This window comes from Erwinia endophytica, assembly GCF_009295515.1.
In the GTDB taxonomy this organism is placed as follows: domain Bacteria; phylum Pseudomonadota; class Gammaproteobacteria; order Enterobacterales; family Enterobacteriaceae; genus Erwinia; species Erwinia endophytica.
Map to the genome: position 1 here is coordinate 348,153 of NZ_RQVV01000053.1, position 20,550 is coordinate 368,702.

Consider the following 20,550-nt stretch of genomic DNA (forward strand, 5'->3'; position numbering starts at 1 on the left):
TTTATATTGCACAGAGGTTTTATGTCTTTATTTTCCCGCTTTGTACTTTTTATCGGTTTATGTTTTTCGCTGGGCAGCACCCAGGCCGTGACGGTGACCGATCAGCAGGGCAGTTTTACGCTGAATAACGCGCCAGCACGCATCGTGGTACTGGAACTGTCTTTTGTGGATGCGTTAGCCGTGGTGGATGTCAGCCCGGTTGGCGTAGCCGATGATAATGACGTTGAACGTATTTTGCCGGAAGTGCGCAAGCGCATCAGCGCATGGCAGTCGGTTGGCACCCGTTCTCAACCGAGCCTTGAGGCGATTGCCGCGCTGAAGCCTGACTTGATTATTGCCGACAGCAGCCGTCACCGTGGCATTTACGCAGCACTGCAAGGTATTGCGCCGACGCTGATGTTGAAATCCCGTAATGAAACCTACAGCGATGATCTGGCATCGGCGGCGATTATCGGCAAACTACTGGGGAAAGAGGCACTGATGCAACAACGTCTGGCAGAGCATCGCCAGCGAATGCAGGCGTTCGCCAGCCAGTTGCCCAAAGGCACTCATGTGGTGTTCGGCACGTCCCGTGAGCAACAATTTAATTTGCACACGCGTGATTCTTACACCGGCAGTGTGTTGACGTCGCTCGGGCTGATCGTGCCAGAACCGGTGAACCAGCAGGCGCTGGCGAATATCAGTTTTGAGCAATTGCTGGCGATCAATCCGGACTGGCTGATTGTCGCGCATTATCGTCAGGAAAGTATCGTACGCCAGTGGCAGCAGGACCCGCTGTGGCAGATGATGAAAGCTGCACAGAAAAATCAGGTCGCCGCAGTCGACAGCAATGTCTGGGCGAGAATGCGCGGGGTGTTTGCCGCTGAACATATCGCCCGCGACGTGGTGCAGATTTTGCATCATCAGGCACTTGCCGCGACACCATGATGGCAGTGATACGACTGATCGGCACGGGGTGGCGCTGGGTGCTGCCCTTGCTCATCCTGGCTGTCAGCTTTTGGCTGACGCTTTTTTGCCGTTCTGCCGTGCCGATCGGCGCGATGGAATCCCTGCACGCGCTGCTTCCGGGGCCACCCGCGTCTCTGGCGCAGTCGCTGGTGCTGAACCTGCGACTACCGCGTAGTCTGGTGGCCATGCTGCTCGGCGCCAGCCTGGCGCTGGCGGGAGGATTGTTACAAACGCTGACCCGCAATCCGCTGGCGTCTCCCTCGCTGTTCGGCATTAACGCCGGTGCCTCGTTGGCGATGGTGGTGGTCAGTGCGCTCAGTCCACCGCTACTCTCTGGTTTCAGTATTGCGTTCGTCGCTGCTCTCGGCGGCGGCATCAGTTGGGGCATAGTGATGCTGATGGGAGGCGGATGGCGGATGGCGGGCGACCGCAGTCGTTTGATCCTTGCGGGCGTAGCCGTGTCGGCGCTGTGTGCGGCTTTGGCTAAAGCGACATTGATTCTTTCAGAAGATCACGCGTACGGCATTCTCAACTGGCTGGCCGGAGGTGTGGCACACGCCCGCTGGCCAGAGTTTTGGCATCTGTTCCCCTTCACCGCGATCATCGCGCCCTGGGCCTGGTTACTCGCCCGTCGCCTGAATTTGTTGCAGGTCAGCGATGAAAGCGCGCAGACGCTGGGGGTGAATCTGCCGCGTCTGCGGCTGGTCATCAATGTGATGGTGTTATTACTGGTCGGCGCCTGCGTCAGCGTCGCCGGGCCGTTGGCGTTTATCGGGTTGCTGGTGCCGCATATCTCCCGTTACTGGATTGGCTACGATTTACGCCGCATGTTGCCGGTGAGCATGATGTTTGGTGCAACGCTGATGCTGTTGGCGGATTTACTGGCACGTTTTCTGGCGTGGCCGGGAGAATTACCGGCAGGAACGGTGCTGGCGTTGATTGGCGCACCGTTCTTTGTCTGGCTGGTGAGGACGCGCACATGACCCGACAGTTTACGGTCTTTACCGTTCTCATCAGCCTGTTGTTGCTGACTTTCCTGATGTCCCTGCGTTATGGCACCCATACGCTGACATTTGCGCAAATGTCTCTGGCGCTGGCACCCACGGATGACAACCATTTTACGTTGTTCGAATACCGATTACCGCGCACTCTGCTGGCGGTACTGGTCGGTGCCGCGCTGGCGCTTTCCGGGGTACTGGTGCAGGGCATTATCCGTAATCCGCTGGCGTCACCGGATATTCTGGGCGTCAATCATGCCGCCGGGCTGGCATCGGTAGGCGCGCTGATGTTGTTCCCCGCACTATCGGTTTTGTGGCTGCCCCCGCTGGCGTTTGCGGGCGGTATCGCGGCATTTGTGCTGCTGCGTCTGATGTCCGGACGTTCCGCGCCGCTGCGTCTGGCATTAATGGGCGTCGCGCTGACCGCCTTTTACGCCAGTCTGACCGATTACCTGATGTTGTCGCGTCCAATGGAAATCAACAGCGCATTGCTGTGGCTGACTGGCAGCCTGTGGGGCAGGGGGTGGAATTTTGTGGACGTGGCCGCGCCCTGGTTGTTGATTTTGCTGCCACTGAGCCTGTGGTTTTGCCGGGATCTGGATGTTCTGGCGCTGGGCGAAGACAGCGCATCGACGCTGGGGATCCGCGTATCCCGTGTGCAGCGTCTGGTGTTATTGCTGGCTGTCGCGCTGGCAGCCATCAGTGTTGCTGTCTGCGGACCCATTGGGTTTATCGGCCTGGTGGCACCGCATCTGGCCCGTAAACTGGTCGGCGGCAGGCATCGTGTGCTGATCCCCGCGTCTCTGCTGGTCGGCGCGCTGATCCTGTTGCTGTCCGATGTACTGGCGCGAACCCTGCACCCGCCGCTGGAACTGCCGGCAGGCGTATTAACCGCGGTGACTGGCGCGCCGTATTTCTTCTGGTTACTCATGAGAACCCGCTGATGATGCAACTTAGTGCAGAAAACCTGTATGCCGGTTACGGTCATAAATCCATTCTGAACGGGCTCTCAGTGACCCTGCCACCCGGTAAAATTACCGCCCTTATCGGGCCGAACGGCTGTGGGAAATCAACCTTGCTGAAATGCTTTTCCCGCCTGTTGACGCCCAAATCTGGTGTTTTGCGGCTGGGGAATGAAGATCTTTCCCGGCTACAGAGCCGTGCGCTTGCCCGCAAACTGGCGTTGTTGCCACAACAGCACATTGCGCCGGAAGGGATCCGCGTGCGGGAACTGGTCGGATATGGCCGCAGCCCGTGGCTGAGTTTATGGGGCCGGTTGGGGGAGGATGACCGCACGGCCGTCGCGCGCGCGATGCACGAAACCAATATTGGCCGTCTGGCGGAGACATTAGTCAGCGAGCTTTCCGGCGGCCAGCGTCAGCGGGTATTTCTGGCGATGGTGCTGGCACAGGATACGCCGCTGCTCCTGCTTGACGAGCCGACAACCTACCTCGATATCAGCCACCAGGTTGAGTTAATGGCGTTGCTACGCCGCCAGAATCAGCAGGGTAAAACGGTGGTCGCGGTACTGCATGACCTTAACCAGGCCAGCCGTTATTGCGATTATCTGGTGATGATGGCCGCGGGAAAAATCGTTGCGCAAGGTACGCCGGAACAGGTGATGACACCTGCGCTGCTGGCACAGGTTTTCGATATTGCCGCGCAAATTCATCCGGATCCGGTGTCAGGAAGGCCGATGTGCATAGTGAAATAGTTTTTCGTTGCTCTGGTTTCCAGGCGGCTGCCTGTTTGCAATTACAGCAACAATCCTGGTGCTTTTTGTTGTCGGAAACAGAGCCCGTCAACACTGGCTTTGGTCTGCATGCAATACCAAAACAGGTACTGGCCTGGAACGTCGGTTCGCGACAGGGACTTGGCGTGGGGATGATGGCCAGAGAAATTAGTGTTTCATTCATCCGCCATCAACAAAATACTGGCTACCGGTGACGAAAGAGGCATCATCTGATAACAGGAATAGACCGACAGCAGCTGCCTCTTCGGCAGTCCCCATCCGGCCTGATGATAACCGGTTTACCACACCTGCTTCGAACTCCTGACGAAAACTTTCACTCATGAAATCCCGAAAATTCGTATCAATAGGGCCGGGTACCAGCGCATTAACTCGAATATTGCGCGGACCCAGCGCTGAAGTCCAGCAGCGAACAAGTGAAATCAGTGCCCCTTTGGTCGCCGAGTACAAACTTGCCATTGCTGCGCCTTCCAGGGCAGATGTTGACGCGGTAATCCCCCCCGAAAAACCGGTGTGTTTATAAGTAGAATTTTCTCGTAATCTGAACCGGGGAGAGCTCTATGAAAAAATCACGTTTTACTGACAGCCAGATCATGTCCATCCTGAAGCAAGCCGAGGCCGGAACACCGGTGACCGGGCTGTGCCGCGAGCATGGCATTATTACCTCCGCTAAAAATGGGGGGATTACCGGGGGTATCAGGTCAAATTACATTTTAATGCGCTTATAAAACCTCTATCGCTGTAGATAAATAATGCAATGGTTCCAGGCCAATATAGATGAGATAGAATAAAATCCAGGAACTTATTTTCAATAAGTTATTGTAATTTAATGTTTGCTTTAAATGCCGGCTCTCGTTGGTGAGTATGAAAAGCCAGGCAAATCCGAGTTAAAATTGACATGTAAAGGATGAACATCCTTATTGTTAGATACAGCCTATCGGTTACCTATCAACTTTGCTAGTTTCTCCTTAGGCCTGGTTCTGTTTTAATGGCATCATTGATTTGTTGGTCTGGCAATAAGTGAACCATAGATACAAAAGCTGTCTGGAGATGGTGGGTCAAGATCAAAATTTGGTACGGACTTCCTTGACGATTTTTCTGAAGAGGTTAGACGATTAGAACGTAAAAGATTGGTTGAGTTAACAGATGATTGTATGCAGCTTACCAAGCTGGGTTTGATCTGGCATGCAAACGTCATTCTGGAATTCTTTAACCCTGCATTTTGGGGAGACACAGATTCTCTAAATAAGAAAAACTGGTCACTGAATGGGGTTATGGTGGAAGTTGGCGCGCGCGAGCGTTCATATTGGTTGGGAGATAAAAATGATGTCTCCTCTTTATTTGAAGTTAATGATGTAAAGGAAATAGACTATGTCTCAGAATGTTAAATTTGTCGCCTCGTATCAAGCAACAACTCACGCTTCAGTAGAAGATGTTTGGGCTCTTTGGGCCGACATTAATAATTGGAAAAAATGGGATGCAGGTATCAAACATTCAGAACTTCTCACCCAGTTCTCAGCAGGAAACACGTTTTCTCTGACCCCGCAAGGTGGTGAACCTATTCCTGTGACATTAAAAACAGTAACGCCGGGTAAAGAGTTCTCCGATGAGGCCGTACTACCTTTTGGAGTGCTGCGTAATATTCATCGTATTGAACAACTTGGGCAGAAAATCACTGTCACACATGAGGTTCATGCGGAGATTGCGCCGGACGCGTCTGGCTTCTTTGGTAAAGAGATTTGGCCGCATATGCAGGGTGGTTTGCCTGAGTCGGTAAACAATATTATTTCCCTGGCAACTGAGAAGTAAATAAGTAATCGGCTTGGTTAAAAAATCGGGCCGATTAATCTCAAAGAGGAGAGTTACGATGACAAAATATTGGTGTGGCGTTGTCTCCCGAGAACATATTAAATTCGGTGAACAGGGCGGTTTCTGTCAGGTATGCCACGGAAAGCGCGCGCCATTGGCCAGAATGGCAGTGGGGGATGGCATCGTTTTTTATTCTCCCGTTCTGCAATTTAAGGGGAAAGAGAAGTGCCAGAGCTTTACCGCTATTGCTACTGTTGTTGGAGAGGAAACCTACCAATTTCAGATGTCCCCCTCATTTGTGCCCTACCGACGTGATGTTGCTTATCAGCCTTGTGTTGATGCTCCTATCCACCCTTTACTTGATCAACTTAGCTTCACCGCAGGGAACAGTAACTGGGGATATAAATTCCGCTTTGGTCACTTTGAAATTACGCCCGACGATTTTTTGTTGCTAGCTACAACTATGTTGCCAAATAGTGCACAAACTGTTCTTACGCCGGTTCATTCTATGTCAGTGGGCCAAAATCTGGATTTATTTACCGAACAAAGCGAATGACAGCGTTATTTGGTGATGAACGCTACTGAGTTATTTTCTCTATAAAACATTAATATTGGACGCACTATGCAGACAAAAAAAGTCGTCATTACGGGCCTTGGGGTTATAGCACCTAATGGGACCGGTATTGAAAAATTTTGGAGCAACCCTCTTCAAGGGATTTCTGGAATCAAATCTTATGAATGGGGAAAACGTTTTGGTTTTAAGAGTGCTTCTATTGGCCAGGTAGATGATTTCTCACCGTTTCTGAGCGACAAATTCAGAGTGGTAGCCGTTACCTGCAATTTGCGCTGGCGGCGGCCAACATGCCCTCAGTGTCAGGATAGTTGTCACCCTCTCTTAAAATAAAACCTGAGGGCGACGGAGTGACAAATGAAACGTATTTCCCCTGAACGACAAGCCTCTGTTTTGGCAAAACTGCTGCCGCCTTACAACATGACTGTCGCGGCGGTTGCACAGATGGAAGGAATATCCGAAGCTACTCTGTATAACTGGCGTAATCAGGCAAAAGCAGAGGGGAGCAGGTCAGTTCGCTGGTATGGGGGTGATGATCGGCATCGCTCAGTCCGGTGGGTGATTTTGGTTGGTTTGTCGATTGATCAGATTGCATAATCCGGGCTGAGTTCCCTCAAAGTGATCTACTATTCCGAACAGCTATTTAGAGTAGAGTTTATTATTGATCAGATACAGATTAATATTATATTTTCCATCTGTACCTGAACCATAATTGAATAAACCACAGTGAATTATCATCTAAGGTAGAGTAATAATTCCTGTTCGAATCGCCTTGATGACAACATCATTCCGGCGATTTACCCCAAATTTATTTCGCAAATTAGAAATATGGAAATTAACACCGGCTTCACTAATATTCAAGATCCGACTAATCTCCCTCGTCGTTTTCCCAGCGACCATCCAACGTAAACAGTCTAATTCACGCACTGTTAATTGTGGTGCTGCTTCATCAAGTACGGCCTCCATAGTGATATAAGCACTCATGGCATCACAGACAACATCACGTAGCAAGGAAAGACTACTCAGATTATGTTTAATATCTTGCAAGAAATTCTGTCCTGGCAAGTCATCACGTACACAGGTCAGCATCCCCACCTCACCCGAGAGGCCATGAATTGGTAGAGTAACGCCAGCACGCAAACCGAAAGAAGACGCTTCTTCATAGAGCCTCTTTTGCTCTATAGTTTGAAATGATTGGTGTTGCCAAACAAAGGGGCTCATTGATTTAAAACAGTGGGTGACTGTTGGATCATTCGAGCGTAAGTTCTGACTATCATAGTACTTACGCCACTCTTCTGGGTAAGTGCTGTGTAGAAAGATGCCTGAGTTTATCACGCCAGGCTTGGGGAAAATGGCATATAAAAACCGCTCAAATCCCAGCGACTTTACTGCCTGATCAACTTGTAACATGACCTCATCTTTGGATGAGGCATTCGCGAATGCCTCAAATTGAGCAAAGATAGTATGCATAAAATCCCTCTTTATTGACAACTTTCCATAAAAAAACTAGCCAATCAATATCTATAAATAATCATCTTATAAAATCAGTATGTAAACAAAGTTTTGAATCGCCATGGATAATCTAAATAGCTGTTTGATCTTACCCGCGAACAATGGACACAGCCCTAAGCGAGGTTCTGGTTTTCAAACTGTTCCGGACTGAGACCGTCACACGCACTGTGACGACGCCAGCGATTGTCATCGCACTCGATATAATTAAATACTGTCGTTCGCATCATTTCACGGCTGGCAAAGCGTTCTCCGTGGATGCATTCCACCTTCAGTGAATGAAAGAAGCTTTCCACACAGGCATTATCATAGCAGCACCCTTTTGCACTCATGCTGCCATGCAGATTATACCGTTGCAGTAACGCCTGATAATCCAGTGAGCAGTACTGACTTCCCCGGTCGGTGTGAACAATGACCTTTTCCGGGCGTTTACGCCGCCAGTGTGCCATCTGCAAGGCATCACAGACCCGTTGTGCCGTCATTCGTGATGACATCGACCAGCCGATAACGGCACGGGACCACAGGTCAATGACCACTGCCAGGTACAACCAGCCTTCATCTGTACGTAGTAGAGTAAGAGGCAGGGCTTATTTCCCTGCCTCTCCTCTCCGAACCGGACGTGCACCTTTCAGCGATTGCTGGTAAAAAGAAAATCGAACCAGCTTGACCAGCAAATGGGTATGGCTTCGAGTGGTTTTTAGTAAACGAGGGTGAACGTGGAAGAAGGGATAACCAACTGATAGAAATGCAGAAGGCAGACGTCAGTGAACGTCTGCTTCCATTAATATGGCTCCTCTGACTGGACTCGAACCAGTGACATACGGATTAACAGTCCGCCGTTCTACCGACTGAACTACAGAGGAATCGGTTTAGTGGGGCGCATGTTAGCGATGAGCCTGCTTAATGTCAAAGGCGTAATGTCATTTTTCGGTGCGTTTGCTGGTAAAACCAGCGATCCGCTGGATTTTCCATCCAGGTGCTCAACAGGCAATCTCTTGCGTTAGATCCCACTTTGCAGGGAATCGATGACTGATGTTAGAGGTGTGTCAAATTTTTGTTGTTTGAATATTTTAAAACAGGCGTTTCGGTGATTTTATATTAAAAATTTCAAAAAACTTTATTTTGAAATAAATAAACTTACCTGTTTTTATCCCAGGGAAAGAAGGTAAATCTAAAATAGAGATTTAAATATAAAATATTGATTTTAATTAAAAAATAATAATTTTTTTAGCAGTAATGCTGATTTTATCTTAAGTGTGACTCCTCCGATGTTTTAATCAAGTCGTTGGTGAAGTTGAGTGAATGTAAAAGATATTTTTCATTCGTTGTCCCAGCCAGCCTGCGCATACTCACGATAAAAAGGGTTCTGTCATGAACGTAAAAAAAACGATTTTAGTGTCGTTGTTAGTGTGTATGTTGCCCGTCTCAGTACTGGCGAAAGATGTACAGGTCGGTATCTCTATGGCGCTGTTTGATGACAATTTTCTCACTATCGTCCGCAATGCGATGCAAACAGAAATGGACAAAGAACAGGTCAAAGGGCAGATCGAGGATGCAAAAGGCGATGTCTCGCAGCAACTCCAGCAGGTACAGAATTTTATCGGTCAGGGCGTTGATGCCATCATCGTCAACCCGGTTGATACCAACGCGGTGAAACCTATTATCGACCAGGCCAGCAAAGCCGGCGTACCACTGGTATTTGTTAATCGTCAACCAGAAGGACAGTTACCCGACAAAATGGCTTATGTCGGGTCCGATTCTGTGCTGGCCGGACGGCTACAGATGGAGGCGTTGGCGAAAGAGATGAATTACAAAGGCCATGTCGCCATTCTGCTGGGTGACCTTGCTAATGAATCCACCCGCAAACGTACCGCTGGGGTAAAAGCGGTGGTGGCTAAATACCCAGGTCTGAAAGTGATTCAGGAACAAACCGCAAAATTTACCCGTAATGATGCAGTTGATGTGGTCAGCAACTGGCTAACCGCTGGAGATGATATCCAGGCAATTGCTGCCAACAATGATGAAATGGCGATCGGCGCGCTACAGGCACTGGGTAAAAATCAGGTTCATGTGCTGGTGGCGGGCGTCGATGGGACACCGGATGCGTTACCGATGATCAAAAACGGCAAGATGGTCGCTACCGTCTTCCAGGATGGTCAGGGGCAGGGCAAAGGCGCCGTACAGACGGCGGTGAAGCTGGCTAAAGGGGAGCCGGTGCAGAAGATGATTGATATCCCGTTCCAACTGATAACCAAAGATAATATGGCGCAGTTCACCAACATGAACCACAAATAACCCGGATGTACGGAGGTGAAGAATGGCCGCATATGCGCTTGAAGCCGAAGGCATCAGCAAGTTTTTTCCGGGAGTGAAGGCGCTGAGTAACGTCTCGTTACGCGTCAGGGCCGGAACCGTCCATGCGCTGATGGGTGAAAATGGCGCGGGTAAATCCACTTTAATGAAATGCCTGATCGGGATTTATCGCCCCGATCAGGGCACGATCCGCGTTAAAGGGGAGCTGGTACAGTTTCAGGATACGATGGACGCGCTGCGTTCAGGTATCTCGATGATCCATCAGGAACTCAACCTGGTACCGTCTATGACGGTGGCCGAGAACATCTGGTTGGGGCGTGAGCCGATGAAATTCGGCTTTGTTGACCATGCCAGGCTGAACAAACAGACCAACGATCTGCTGAGTAAGCTCAATATTCGCCTGTCGCCGGGACAACGGGTCGGTGAACTGAGCATCGCTGCTCAGCAGATGGTCGAGATTGCCAGGGCGGTATCCTGGAACGCTGACGTGGTTATCATGGATGAACCGACCTCGACGCTGACTGAAACGGAGGTCTCTCATCTGTTTGCCATCATCCGTGACCTCAGAACGCAGGGGAAAGCCATCATTTATATCAGCCACAAAATGGATGAGATCTTTAGCATTACTGATGAAGTCAGTGTGTTTCGTGACGGTAGTTGGGTGGGGAGCGATAAAACCAGCCATTACACGCGTCAGTCGCTGATCGCTCAGATGGTCGGGCGTGAACTGACCCAACTGTTCCCGAAATTCAACAATGACATCGGTGAAGATGTGCTGACCGTGCGTAATGTGCGGCGTAAGGATGTATTCCACGACATCAGCTTTAGTGTCCGCCGTGGCGAAATTCTTGGCGTGGCCGGGCTGGTTGGGGCAGGTCGCAGTGAGGTGATGGAAAGCCTGTTCGGGATGAGCCGCATCGACGGCGGTGAAATTCTGATTGACGGCGTCCCCACCACCATTGATGCACCGTCGACGGCCATTGAGAAAGGACTGGCGTTCCTGACCGAGGATCGGAAGAAATCCGGGTTGTTTCTGGTGTTGTCAGTGATGGAGAACATGAGCATTGTCAACATGCCGGAGTACAGCAGTAAGGCGGGGTTCGTCAGCCATGTGCAGATGGCGAAAGATTGCATGGAGCAAATCCGCCGTCTGAATATTAAAACCCCCACCATGGACCAGATTATTAATAACCTCAGCGGCGGTAACCAACAGAAGGTGTTAATTGCCCGTTGGTTGTTGGCGCAACCGAAAGTACTGATCCTCGATGAGCCGACACGCGGTATCGATGTTGGCGCTAAGGCAGAGATCTATCGGCTGATAAGCGAACTGGCGAACCGTGGCGTCGCCATCATTATGGTCTCCTCAGAATTGCCCGAAATTCTGGGTATGAGTGACCGGATAATGGTGATGCACCGCGGTCGTATCACTGGCATCCTCACTAAAGACGAGGCTGATCAAGAAACCATTTTGTCCCTGGCATCCGACGAAGGGCGTGAGGTTAAGGTATGAGTGACGCAAAAATGACGACGCAACCCGCGGTTCAGTCGACATCATTACTCGGTAATTTAAACAGTAAGCTGCCGAAAGACACCGGTATCTTTATGGTGATGGTTGGTATTGCGCTGATTTTTGAAGTCTTCGGCTGGTATGTACGCGATCAATCCTTTCTGCTGAATCCTAACCGGTTGGTACTGATTATTCTGCAGGTCGCGATTATCGGCATCATTGCCGTCGGAGTGACTCAGGTCATAATCACCACGGGGATTGATTTGTCCTCCGGATCGGTTATTGCGTTGACGGCGGTGGTGGCGGCCAGTCTGGCGCAGACTTCAGACAGCCTGTCGCCGATGTTTCCCTCATTGGTTAATCTGCCTGCGATAGTGCCGATTGTCGCCGGCATTGGCGTCGGCCTGATCTGTGGTGTGGTCAATGGCGTGTTGATAACCCGCACCGGTATTCCTCCCTTTATTGCCACATTAGGGATGATGGTGTCGGCTCGTGGGTTGGCGCAATACTACACACGGGGTAATCCAGTCAGTTTCCTGTCTGATGGCTTCACCTCGATTGGCCAGGGGGCAATGCCCGTGATTATTTTCCTGGTGGTGGCGGTTATTTTCCATATAGCGCTGAAATATACGCGTTATGGCAAATATGTTTACGCTATCGGCGGTAACATGACCTCGGCGAAGGTTTCAGGGATCAATGTTAATAAATATCTGGTAGTGGTTTATACCATCGCCGGTGGTCTGTCAGGACTGGCCGGCGTGGTTCTGGCGGCGCGTGTCAGTAGCGGGCAGTCCAGTATGGGAGTCTCCTATGAACTGGATGCGATTGCCGCCGCAGTGATTGGCGGCAGCAGTCTGATGGGGGGCGTGGGGCGGATTACCGGTACGCTGATTGGGGCGGTAATTCTTGGCCTGATTAAAAGTGGTTTCACCTTTGTCGGCGTTGACGCCTATATCCAGGATATTATTAAAGGGGTCATTATTGTCGCCGCGGTTTCCATTGATATGTATCGTAACCGTCAGCAGCGTTGAATATATCTTGCTGCAAGCGATCTCAAGGCCGGTGCCGCACAACACCGGCCTTTTTGTCGGATAGCGTACCTGGTCGCCTCTATTTATACCAGCTGAAACACCGCGAAATACGCCATTGGTAGCGTTTACATGCACACCCTGATGGCAATTTTTGCACCAGTGCGGTGCAGTCATTGATCCTCTTGTTAGCGGCAAAATATGAAAAATTATGATTACTCCTTGAAGGATAATCAGATTCTCTTATTTTACCGCCTGTTAGCCATAAGCAGAGCCTGTTAAACGTTATCTGGAAGATTCTGGCACGACGCTTGCAATTCTCTTTTCGTACCAGAGTGAAAACTTATTTCTTACCGCCAGTGACAATGGCATTCGGGGATCCGTGACGGAGGCAAAATGAACTTAAGACGACTCAAATATTTCGTGAAAATCGTCGACATCGGCAGCCTGACCCAGGCAGCAGAGGTCTTGCATATTGCACAACCAGCGCTCAGTCAGCAGGTCGCAACCCTGGAGAATGAGTTGGATCAGCAGTTGCTGATCCGCACTAAGCGTGGGGTGACGCCAACCGAAGCCGGTAAGATCCTCTATGCACATGCCCGTACTATTCTGCGCCAGTGTGAGCAGGCACAGACAGCGGTTATCAATGCGGGGCAGTCACTGAACGGACAGGTTTCCATTGGGCTGGCTCCTGGGACTGCCGCTTCATCGCTGACCATGCCTCTGCTGCAAACCGTACGTGAGCAGTTCCCCGAGATACTGGTTTATTTACATGAAAACAGCGGGTCTTCGTTAAACGAAAAAGTGATGAATGGCCAGCTTGACATGGCAGTACTTTACGATGGTGCGCCGACGGCGGGTATTACCAGCATACCGCTAATGAAAGAAGAACTTTATCTGGTTGGCGCCACTGACAGCCCGGGCCAGAATATCGACCTGGCGGATGTCGCCCAGATGAATCTGTTCCTGCCGCGTGACTACAGTGCGGTGCGTAAACGGGTCGATGAAGCTTTCTCGTTGCGCCGTCTAAGCGCCCGCATCATTGGCGAGATCGAATCCATTTCCACGCTGACTGCGGCTGTTTCCAGCGGAATGGGCGTGACCGTGTTGCCAGAATCCGCCGCCCGGGTGCTGGTCAGTTCGACCAATGCCTGGATGTCGCGCATCAACAGCCCGACGCTGAATCTGCCTTTATCACTGAATGTTTCCGCGCGTTTACCGTTGTCGCCATCAGCACAGGCGGTAAAAAATATTCTGCTGTCGCTGCTGAATAAGCCTGTTGTGGAAGACCGCGAACTGATGTTAGTGAGTTAACCCCTTTCTGTTGGGCGCGCGTTAGCGCGCCTCACTTCTTATCACTAAAAAGCATATAACACCTCTTTTTATTATTTGTTGCTATCAATTTGCGTCCTTAACATGATGTGAACTGATCGATAACAAAGAGGGGAGCGCTTGTGAATTTTCAACAGCTTAAGATTATTCGGGAAGCGGCGCGTTGTGATTTTAATCTTACCGAAGTAGCTAATACTCTGTTTACTTCCCAGTCTGGTGTTAGCCGCCATATACGCGATCTGGAAGATGAGCTCGGGGTGGAGATTTTTATCCGTCGTGGCAAGCGCCTGTTGGGAATGACCGAACCGGGCAAGGCGTTGCTAACGATCACTGAACGCATCCTGGATGAAGCCGGTAAAGTTCGACGGCTGGCCGATGTGTTCACTAACGAGTCCAGCGGTGTATTGACCATTGCCACCACGCATACCCAGGCGCGCTACAGTTTACCGAAAGTTATCAAAGCATTCCGTGTGCTTTATCCGCATGTGCGTCTGGAGCTGAATCAGGGCTCGCCGCAGGAGATTGTTTCGATGCTGGTGACCGGAGAAGCGGATATCGGGATTGCCAGTGAGCAGGTGGTGAACAATCCGTCGCTGGCGGCATTTCCGTGGTTCAACTGGCATCATGCCCTGTTGGTGCCGAAAGGGCACGAACTGGAACAGGAGCAGCCGGTTTCGCTGGCGGCATTAAGTCGTTATCCGCTGATAACCTACCGCCAGGGCATTACCGGGCGGTCGCGGGTGGATCGGGCATTTCACGCCGCGGATCTGACACCGGATATCGTACTGAGCGCGCAAGACAGTGATGTGGTCAAGACCTATGTAGAGTTGGGTTTGGGGGTCGGCGTGCTGGCCGATCAGGCCTGCCAACTGGATGAGCACTCCACGCTGACCCGGCTGGAAGCCAAACATCTGTTTGAATCGAACACCGTATGGCTGGGGCTGAAGCGTGGGCAGCTGCAACGTAATTATGTCTGGCAATTCCTTGAGTTGTGCAATGCCAATCTGTCGCTGGAGGAGATCAAACGTCAGGCATTGTCGATGGCAATCGAAGAACCGGTGATCGATTTTCAAATCTGATGTTGGCGACTTAATGGCGTCCTTGTGTTAGCCAGCCAGTAACATCCATTGACCAGGTGGGGTGATACAGGGGCAAGGCTGGCTGTTTTTACCGAATCACCACTCTGCTTTCATTGACCCGCGCAATTGAAAAACCATCCCCGCTTTTGGCGCCGACTGTTTGCACGGCGGTGGTGGTTAAGTGCTGATCCTGCTATTGCGCGAGGATCCTGCGGACATCCTTACAGCATAAAATTTCGTTTGAATGCGCAAAACACGGGTGGCGGTTTCTCTGCCACCCGGCATAACGGCAGCATTGATTGCCGCGCTCAGGTTACAGTGAAAATAACCCCTACAAGGAGACACTATGCTCACCCAACGCTTAAATGACCCGCAACTGTTTAGGCAACAGGCCTGTTTTAATGGTAGTTGGCAGGCGGCCGCTAACGGCGAAACCCTCCCGGTCATCAACCCAGCCAGCGGTGAAGTTCTGGCGACGATCCCTGCCCTGGGCGCGCAAGAAACCCATCAGGCGATCGCCTGTGCGGACGCTGTCCGGCAGAGCTGGGGTAAAACGCCGAATATTGAACGCGCTCAGTTGCTCGAAAAATGGCACCAGTTGATCCTCGATAACGCCGATGACCTCGCCATTATTATGACCGCAGAGCAAGGCAAACCTCTGGCTGAAGCCAAAGGCGAAGTGCTCTATGGCGCCAGCTTCGTAAAATGGTTTGCCGAAGAAGCCCGGCGTATTCATGGCGAAATGCTTCCGGCACCGAGCCATGATCGCCGTATTCTGGTGATGAAACAGCCTGTCGGCGTCGCGGCGGCCATCACGCCATGGAACTTCCCCATCGCGATGATCACCCGCAAAGTCGCGCCAGCGTTGGCCGCCGGTTGCCCAATCATTGTAAAACCTTCCGAGTTGACGCCATTCTCCGCGCTGGCGTTGATGGTGCTGGCGGAGCGGGCGGGGTTCCCTCCGGGAGTGCTGCAAATTCTGACCGGATTGCCGCAGGGTATCGGTGAAGCGCTGACCAGCAGTCGTACGGTGCGGAAAATTTCTTTCACCGGTTCCACCCGTGTCGGCCAGTTGCTGATGAAACAGAGCGCGGACAGCATCAAACGTCTCAGTCTGGAATTGGGCGGCAACGCGCCACTGATCATTTTTGACGATGCCAGCCTGGATATCGCGCTTAATGGGGTGATGGTCAGTAAATTTCGTAATGCCGGACAGACCTGCGTCTGTGCCAACCGTATCCTCGTGCAGCGCGGCATCTATCCTCGCTTTGTTGAAAAACTGCTGGCTGCCGTCGCGCAGCTCAAGGTGGGGGATGGTTTTACACCGGGCAGCACTATTGGCCCGTTGATCAATGCGGCGGCGGTGAATAAGGTGAATGCGCATATTGATGATGCGGTCAGTCATGGCGCGAGGGTTCTGACCGGTGGCCGTCACCATGGGGAGGGAACGTTTGTCCTCCCGACGGTGCTGGGCAATGTGACGTCGGCCATGCGCATCGCTCATGAAGAAACCTTCGGTCCAGTGGCGCCGTTGTTTATTTTTGATACGGAAGAAGAGGCGATAGCACTGGCCAATGACACGCCGTATGGCCTGGGAGCCTACTTCTTCACTGAAGATCTCCGGCGGGCATGGCGAGTTGGCGAGGCGTTGGAGTTTGGTATGGTGGGTTATAATACCGGCGCCATTTCACTGGATGTGGCACCTTTCGGTGGTATTAAGATGTCGGGTTTAGGCCGTGAGGGATCGCATTTAGGTATAGAAGAATATCTTGAGATTAAGACGTTTCATTTCGGTAGTCTGAACTAAAAATAAAGCCATAACGTCATCTTAAAACGCCTGTTTGCATTAAGTGCATCAGGCGTTTTTTTATTTTATCCCCCCGATGGAATAACCCGCTGTCGGTGTGGATGGTGCAAAAAAATAACTATTCGCCCTGCCGTGGTGCAATTTTTAAATGTTGTAAATCATTGGCTTATGCATTCGGCTTATCCGTGAAATTTAGTCGCTGATTACGGCATAAAATTTTTTTCACGCCGTTTTTACGCATTTTTATTTTTTCACTGACTGGCATGTTTTCTGCATTAAATGAATAACAGCGAAATCATTCTCCAGGAAAAATGGCCGGGAATGATGACTTAGCAGGCTAAATAGATGATCGGGTGACTTAATTTTCCGGGTGTGATCAATATAAGGCTTTAACCATGTTAAGTTTCGATCCAGATAAAGTATCACTGCCGGATGGACACTATATTGCCGGACAACGGCGCCAGTGTCCTGGTAACCGCTTTGCCGTCAAACGCCCCTCTGATGGGCGGGTAGCGGGTGAGCTGACAGAAGCCAGCGCCGGGGTGGTGGATGACGCGGTATGTGTCGCTGACCGCGCGCTAAAAGACAGTGGCTGGGCCAGTTGTTCTCCCCGTCAGCGCGGCGCCGTGTTACAGCGCTGGGCCACCTTGATTGAAGCGGACAGTCAGCTTCCGTTGCTGGAGGCGCTGGGATCCACCCGACCGATTTTTGACGTGGTTCACCATGAAATTCCGTTTACCGCCGCGGCAATCCGTTTTTACGCTGAATGTGCTGACAAATATAGCGGTGATGTCTTTCCCACCCGTGATGCCAGCCTCGGCATGTTAGTGCCGGAACCGTATGGCGTGATCGGCGCTATTACTCCGTGGAATTTCCCGTTATCGATGGCTTCCTGGAAATGCGGCCCGGCGCTGGCGGCCGGTAATGCGGTGGTGCTGAAACCTTCTGAACTCACGCCTTATTCCACGATCCGCCTGGCGGAACTGGCGGTGGAAGCCGGGCTTCCCGCGGGCATCCTCAATATTGTGCAAGGGAGCGGGGCGGTCAGCGGCAGTGCGCTGGTGGCGCATCCGTTGGTACGCAAAGTCTCTTTTACCGGCTCGACGCTGACTGGCGCGCGCATCATGAGTGATGCCGCTTACCATGGTATGAAACCGGTCACGCTGGAACTGGGGGGCAAAAGCCCGCAGCTGGTGTTTGATGATGCGGGCGAGGTGACGGACGTGGCCGAACGTATCCTGCGCGGTTTTACCGCGAATGGCGGGCAGGCTTGTGTTGCTGGAACGCGACTGATTGTGCAGCGTGGTATCGCTGATGCGCTGATCAGCCAACTGATTACGCGGTGTCAGGATTTTCGGCCAGGCCTGACCTGGGATGAAAACAGCCGCTACGCGCCAGTGATTGATCGCCGTCAGGCAGAAAAAATTCAACAGATAGTGGATGCCGCCAGCTTGCAGGGCGGGGAAATCCTGGTCGGGGGCCAACGTTTTGCCGATACCGGCGACGGTTATTTCTGGCAGCCGACGTTGATTGCGAACGTCTCGCCAGACAGTCCGGCGCTACAGGAGGAGATTTTTGGCCCGGTACTGACCATACAAATCTTCGATGAAGAAGAACAGGGCCTGGCGTTGGCCAGCCATCCTACCTACGGCCTGTGCGCCGGAGTACATACCAAAAATCTTGACCGGGCATTACGCGCCATGCGGGGAATTGCCGCAGGAACGGTGTGGATCAACCGTTATGGCCGCTCGGGCGACTTTATTATTCCTACCGGCGGCTTTCATGGTTCCGGCATTGGCAAAGATTTAGGCCGACAGGCTTTTGAAGCCTGTCGACGCTACAAAAGCGTGCTGATCGATTTTTGACCCTTCACCCACGACTGAATTTGAAGAGGATGCGTTATGGCTGTGTTTAAACCGAAGTACATTACCTTCGACTGTTACGGCACCCTGATCAACTTCGATATGGCGGGCGCTGCAGCCAGCCAGTTCGCTGATCGCATCAGTCCGCAGCAGATGGCGGCGTTTACCGAAGATTTCTCTCGCTACCGCATGGATGAAGTGTTGGGCGCTTTCAAACTTTATCCGCAGGTGGTGGGGGATGCGCTGTACCGTACCTGCAACAAATGGCGGGTGGAATGTACCGAGCAGGACTGTGCGGCCATTATGGCTGCCTGCGCCACCTGGGGGCCGCATCCGGATGTCCCCGCCGGGCTGGCAACTGTGGCGAAAGCCTTCCCACTGGTGCTGCTGACTAACTCGACTGACGCGCTGATCAAACATCATGTGCCACGGCTGGGCGCGCCGATTTATATGACAATCACCGCGGAAGAAGTCGGCGCTTACAAGCCGCAAATGAAGGGCTTTGAAGTCATGCTCAGCAAGCTCGACTGCGGGCCGGAAGAGATCCTGCATGTCTCCAGCAGTTTGCGCTATGACCTGATGACTGCGCACGATCTTGGTATCAAGCACAAAGTTTTCGTCAATCGCGGTCATGGCCCGGGTCTGGATTACTACGGCTATACCGAAGTGAAAGACATTGGCGGCCTTCCGGCGGTAGTAGGTCTGTAATCCGGCACAGGAGCAGGGCGATGAAACTGGAATCTTTCTGGCAGGCCACGGCGCCAGCGTTTAGCCATGCCGCGCAGGGCGATCTGCCCTCCAGCGCGGATGTGGTGGTGATCGGCGGTGGGTTTACCGGCATCTCGGCGGCTTTAACATTGGCTCGTAGCGGGCTGAACGTGGTGGTATTGGAGGCGGCAGGCGTGATGAGCCAGGCCTCGGCCCGTAACGGTGGGCATTGTAATACTGGGGTGGCGCAGAATTTCGCCGCGTTGATCGCCAGCCAGGGACGGGAACAGGCTTGTCGTTACTATCGTGCCTTTGCGGACGCGGTGGACTATGTGCAAAGCCTGGTTATTGATGAGCAGATCGACTGTGATTTTTTGCGTTGCGGCAAAATTAAACTAGCCAGTAAACCGTCGCACTTTGCCGGACTACGGACGACCTGGGAGGCACTGCGCAACCATGTCGACCGTGATGTGGAGCTACTCGGGGCGGATGAGATACGCCGTGAGGTGGATTCCGCCGCTTTTCACGGTGGCTTGATCCAACGGCGTGGCGGCCAGATGCACATGGGTAAATTCGGCATTGGCCTGGCGCAGGCGGCGGCCCGCAGTGGCGCGAAGATCTTTGAGCACACGCCAGTCACCAGCCTGACGCGGATAAAGGGCTATCAGCATCGCGTGGGGACGGGCAAAGGCGAAATTCTGGCCGAAAAAGTGCTGATGGCGACCGGTTGCTCCAATATCGGCCCGTTTGACTGGTTCCAGCGGCGTATCATCCCGATTGGCAGTTTTATCGTGGTGACTGAACCGTTGCCGGAAGCGCAACTCAAGACGTTGATACCCAACAACCGCACCTGCGTCACCTCCCTGAATATCGGCAATTACTTTCGTACTACCGCTGATCATCGGCTGGTGTTCGGTGGTCGCGCCCGCTTTGCCGTCAGCAATCCGACCTCCGACGCACGCAGCGGAAAAATACTGCAAGCCGGGTTGAGCAAAATGTTCCCGACGCTGGCTACCGCAAAAATCGACTATTGCTGGGGCGGACTGGTGGACATGACGGCCGATCGCCTGCCGCACGCCGGAGAACATGACGGTGTTTTCTACTCGCTGGGTTACAGCGGCCACGGTACCCAGATGTCGGTCTGGATGGGACGGGTGATGGCTAATCTGCTGGCCGAGAAAAGCAATGAAAATCCCTGGCAGCGCGCAAGCTGGCCTGCGGTTCCTGGCTATTTTGGCAAACCGTGGTTTTTGCCGATTGCCGGGTTGTATTACAAGGCTAAGGATCGGCTCTCCTGAGTAATTAACGTGCGACTTTGAGGGTGTGCAG

19 protein-coding genes, 1 tRNA gene and 4 pseudogenes are annotated in these 20,550 nt (G+C 52.2%); 20 read left to right on the forward strand and 4 right to left on the reverse strand.

The features are described from left to right. Positions 1–21 precede the first annotated feature (21 nt). From EH228_RS16265 to EH228_RS16285, 5 genes are read left to right on the forward strand one after another with little or no spacing between them, the layout of a single operon-like run. Positions 22–927: a Fe(3+) dicitrate ABC transporter substrate-binding protein FecB gene (locus EH228_RS16265; protein WP_152322653.1), complete on the forward strand. Its 906-nt coding sequence runs from the start codon at positions 22–24 to the stop codon at positions 925–927. After that, the gene (gene fecC / locus EH228_RS16270) at positions 927–1,931 is read left to right on the forward strand and encodes an iron-dicitrate ABC transporter permease FecC (RefSeq protein ID WP_152322712.1); all 1,005 of its coding nucleotides are present in this window, start codon (positions 927–929) and stop codon (positions 1,929–1,931) included. Before EH228_RS16265 ends, fecC begins: the two co-directional genes overlap by 1 nt. After that, positions 1,928–2,890 carry a Fe(3+) dicitrate ABC transporter permease subunit FecD gene (fecD, locus tag EH228_RS16275; RefSeq protein ID WP_152322654.1) on the forward strand — a complete coding sequence of 321 codons (963 nt, stop codon included), beginning with the start codon at positions 1,928–1,930 and terminating at the stop codon, positions 2,888–2,890. The genes fecC and fecD overlap by 4 nt, the downstream gene beginning before the upstream one ends. A 2-nt stretch (positions 2,891–2,892) precedes the next feature. Beyond that, the gene (gene fecE, locus EH228_RS16280; RefSeq protein WP_152322713.1) at positions 2,893–3,660 is read left to right on the forward strand and encodes a Fe(3+) dicitrate ABC transporter ATP-binding protein FecE; all 768 of its coding nucleotides are present in this window, start codon (positions 2,893–2,895) and stop codon (positions 3,658–3,660) included. Further along, a complete protein-coding gene (locus EH228_RS16285) occupies positions 3,645–3,893 on the forward strand; it encodes a hypothetical protein (protein ID WP_193323365.1) in 249 nt (82 codons plus the stop codon). The genes fecE and EH228_RS16285 overlap by 16 nt, the downstream gene beginning before the upstream one ends. On the opposite strand, the pseudogene EH228_RS16290 reads toward EH228_RS16285, so the two are convergent. Beyond that, positions 3,859–4,200, reverse strand: a pseudogene (locus EH228_RS16290) (SDR family NAD(P)-dependent oxidoreductase); the annotation flags it as partial. The gene EH228_RS16285 and the pseudogene EH228_RS16290 sit on opposite strands and share 35 nt — an antisense overlap. Before the next feature lie 56 nt (positions 4,201–4,256). Between EH228_RS16290 and EH228_RS16295 the strand changes: the two are divergent. From EH228_RS16295 to EH228_RS20585, 6 genes and pseudogenes are all read left to right on the forward strand, one after another. Further along, a pseudogene (locus EH228_RS16295) lies at positions 4,257–4,364 on the forward strand (transposase); the annotation flags it as partial. A gap of 486 nt (positions 4,365–4,850) precedes the next feature. Further along, on the forward strand, positions 4,851–5,084 hold the full coding sequence (locus tag EH228_RS16300) for a hypothetical protein (RefSeq protein WP_152322657.1): 234 nt from the start codon (positions 4,851–4,853) through the stop codon (positions 5,082–5,084). Continuing rightward, the gene (locus EH228_RS16305; protein ID WP_152322658.1) at positions 5,068–5,505 is read left to right on the forward strand and encodes an SRPBCC family protein; all 438 of its coding nucleotides are present in this window, start codon (positions 5,068–5,070) and stop codon (positions 5,503–5,505) included. The genes EH228_RS16300 and EH228_RS16305 overlap by 17 nt, the downstream gene beginning before the upstream one ends. A gap of 58 nt (positions 5,506–5,563) precedes the next feature. After that, positions 5,564–6,061, forward strand: coding sequence for an EVE domain-containing protein (locus tag EH228_RS16310; protein WP_152322659.1), 498 nt, complete (start codon positions 5,564–5,566; stop codon positions 6,059–6,061). 66 nt (positions 6,062–6,127) lie between these two features. Then, a complete protein-coding gene (locus EH228_RS20880) occupies positions 6,128–6,409 on the forward strand; it encodes a beta-ketoacyl synthase N-terminal-like domain-containing protein (RefSeq protein ID WP_152322660.1) in 282 nt (93 codons plus the stop codon). Positions 6,410–6,433: 24 nt separating this feature from the next. Next, positions 6,434–6,583 (forward strand): annotated as a pseudogene (locus EH228_RS20585) (transposase); the annotation flags it as partial. A gap of 231 nt (positions 6,584–6,814) precedes the next feature. Here the strand turns inward: EH228_RS20585 and EH228_RS16325 are convergent. The 3 genes and pseudogenes from EH228_RS16325 to EH228_RS16335 all read right to left on the reverse strand — a co-directional run bounded on the left by EH228_RS16325 (position 6,815) and on the right by EH228_RS16335 (position 8,448). Beyond that, on the reverse strand, positions 6,815–7,546 hold the full coding sequence (locus tag EH228_RS16325) for a helix-turn-helix transcriptional regulator (protein ID WP_152322662.1): 732 nt from the start codon (positions 7,544–7,546) through the stop codon (positions 6,815–6,817). Positions 7,547–7,701: 155 nt separating this feature from the next. Next, positions 7,702–8,163, reverse strand: a pseudogene (locus EH228_RS16330) (IS3 family transposase); the annotation flags it as partial. 209 nt (positions 8,164–8,372) lie between these two features. Then, positions 8,373–8,448: transfer RNA gene (locus EH228_RS16335), tRNA-Asn, on the reverse strand. A 508-nt stretch (positions 8,449–8,956) separates the two neighbouring features. Here EH228_RS16335 and EH228_RS16340 point away from each other — a divergent pair. The 9 genes from EH228_RS16340 (at position 8,957) to EH228_RS16380 (ending at position 20,519) form a co-directional block, all read left to right on the forward strand. Continuing rightward, positions 8,957–9,880: a sugar ABC transporter substrate-binding protein gene (locus EH228_RS16340; RefSeq protein WP_152322663.1), complete on the forward strand. Its 924-nt coding sequence runs from the start codon at positions 8,957–8,959 to the stop codon at positions 9,878–9,880. Between the two features lie 22 nt (positions 9,881–9,902). Next, a complete protein-coding gene (locus tag EH228_RS16345) occupies positions 9,903–11,408 on the forward strand; it encodes a sugar ABC transporter ATP-binding protein (RefSeq protein ID WP_152322664.1) in 1,506 nt (501 codons plus the stop codon). Beyond that, a complete protein-coding gene (locus EH228_RS16350) occupies positions 11,405–12,436 on the forward strand; it encodes an ABC transporter permease (RefSeq protein WP_152322665.1) in 1,032 nt (343 codons plus the stop codon). Before EH228_RS16345 ends, EH228_RS16350 begins: the two co-directional genes overlap by 4 nt. A gap of 393 nt (positions 12,437–12,829) precedes the next feature. After that, a complete protein-coding gene (gene nac / locus EH228_RS16355; protein WP_152322666.1) occupies positions 12,830–13,747 on the forward strand; it encodes a nitrogen assimilation transcriptional regulator NAC in 918 nt (305 codons plus the stop codon). Positions 13,748–13,887: 140 nt separating this feature from the next. Then, positions 13,888–14,844: an HTH-type transcriptional regulator Cbl gene (gene cbl / locus EH228_RS16360; RefSeq protein ID WP_152322667.1), complete on the forward strand. Its 957-nt coding sequence runs from the start codon at positions 13,888–13,890 to the stop codon at positions 14,842–14,844. Between the two features lie 346 nt (positions 14,845–15,190). Next, a complete protein-coding gene (locus tag EH228_RS16365; RefSeq protein WP_152322668.1) occupies positions 15,191–16,651 on the forward strand; it encodes an NAD-dependent succinate-semialdehyde dehydrogenase in 1,461 nt (486 codons plus the stop codon). A 395-nt stretch (positions 16,652–17,046) separates the two neighbouring features. Further along, a complete protein-coding gene (locus EH228_RS16370) occupies positions 17,047–18,516 on the forward strand; it encodes an aldehyde dehydrogenase family protein (RefSeq protein ID WP_152322669.1) in 1,470 nt (489 codons plus the stop codon). Between the two features lie 36 nt (positions 18,517–18,552). Further along, on the forward strand, positions 18,553–19,221 hold the full coding sequence (locus EH228_RS16375; protein WP_152322670.1) for a haloacid dehalogenase type II: 669 nt from the start codon (positions 18,553–18,555) through the stop codon (positions 19,219–19,221). A gap of 20 nt (positions 19,222–19,241) precedes the next feature. Then, positions 19,242–20,519 (forward strand): NAD(P)/FAD-dependent oxidoreductase, encoded by a 1,278-nt coding sequence (locus tag EH228_RS16380; protein WP_152322671.1) that lies wholly within the window; start codon positions 19,242–19,244, stop codon positions 20,517–20,519. Positions 20,520–20,550: the final 31 nt, after the last annotated feature.